The following is a 1,611-nucleotide window of genomic DNA, read 5'->3' on the forward strand; positions in this document are numbered from 1 at the left end:
GTCGAGCAGAGCGCGGCGGCGTCGGAAAGCCTGAAGCAGCAGGCGACGCGGCTCGTCGATGCGGTGAACGTGTTTCGATAATCGGCGGGGGGCGCGCGTCCGCGCGTTCCGTCGCGGCGAGCCGGTTAAATCCCGGCTTTCCGATTCGATTCGAATGTATCGAACGAGAGGGATTCTCATTTCCGAACCCGGATTTATTCGCTAATCCAGGCGGAGGAAATGTTTCCATTGGTCAGACAATTGACGCCCAAGTACTTGATAAAACGGGTTTTTTGATTCACGTATAAACAAAGTTTTCGGCTGAATCAAGATGATGCGAAATTAATGCATATTTACCCGGAGCCGGCATAATGTTTTCGCCGGATTTGCCGAAAGCGCAGGAGTGTGACCGAACGCGTGCGGGACAGCCGCGATGCGTACGGTCTCGATCCAATCCACAAGCGGACACAAGATTCGCAACCGGGAACTCCACACCATGCGCAATAACCAGCCTGTCACGCAACGCGAATTCGAATTCCCCGATGACGCGACGCTGATGTCGACCACCGACGCGGACAGTTACATCAAATACGCGAATGCCGCGTTCATTCAGGTCAGCGGATTTTCCCCCGAGGAAATCGAAGGCCAGCCGCACAACGTCGTGCGGCACCCTGATATGCCGAAGGAGGCGTTCGCCGACATGTGGGCGACGCTGAAGAACGGCGAACCATGGACCGCACTGGTAAAGAATCGTCGCAAGAACGGCGATCACTACTGGGTTCGTTCGAATACGGTGCCGGTGATGCGCAACGGGCAGCCGACCGGCTACATGTCGGTGCGCACCAAGGCGACGCGCGACGAGATCGCGGCGGCCGACGCGCTGTATCGCGCGTTCCGCGAAGGCAAGGCCGGCAATCGCCGTTTCCACAAGGGATTGATCGTCCGGACCGGGCTGATGCGCGTCGCGTCGCTGTTCCAGACGATGTCGGTGCGCGCGCGTTTGCATTCGACGCTGTGCGTGCTGGCGCCGGCCGTCGTCGGCGCGGGCTGGGCATGCGGGCTGACCGGCGGCGGGCTCGCGGCGTTCGGCGCCGCGACGGCCGGCGTGTCGGTGGCCGCCGGCCTGTGGCTCGATGCGCAGATCGCGCGTCCGCTGATGCAACTGCGTGACCAGGCGTTGCGCGTCGCGACCGGCGAGAGCCGCACCGGCGTGGCGATGAACCGCGTCGACGAGATCGGCATGACGCTGCGCACGATCAACCAGCTCGGGCTGATGTTCCGCTGGCTCGTCGACGACGTCAGCGAGCAGGTGCACAACGTGCAGCGCGCGAGCAACGAGATCGCGCAAGGCAACAACGACCTGAGCGCGCGCACCGAGCAGGCGTCGACCAGCGTGCAGCAGACGGCCGCGTCGATGGCCGAGATGACGGCCACTGTGTCGAGCAACGCGGAGACGGCGCTGCAGGCGAACCAGTTGTCGGTTTCCGCGAGCGAGGCGGCCGAGCGCGGCGGGCAGGCGGTGAGCGAGGTCGTGACGACGATGAACGACATCACGGCGAGTTCGCGCAAGATTTCCGACATCATCGGCGTGATCGACGGCATCGCGTTTCAGACCAACATCCTCGCGCTGAA

The 1,611-nt window shown here is 62.7% G+C and carries 2 protein-coding genes; both read left to right on the forward strand.

All coding sequences use genetic code 11. The features are described from left to right. A partial coding sequence (locus WS46_RS36195; RefSeq protein WP_218921318.1) for a hypothetical protein occupies nt 1–287 on the forward strand: 287 nt, incomplete at its 5' end. Nucleotides 288–475: 188 nt separating this feature from the next. Further along, nucleotides 476–1,611: PAS domain-containing methyl-accepting chemotaxis protein (locus WS46_RS03890; RefSeq protein WP_059689365.1), on the forward strand; the 1,136-nt coding region annotated here is incomplete at its 3' end.

The sequence above is a fragment of the Burkholderia sp. RF4-BP95 genome, from assembly GCF_001521985.1.
Lineage (GTDB): Bacteria > Pseudomonadota > Gammaproteobacteria > Burkholderiales > Burkholderiaceae > Burkholderia > Burkholderia diffusa.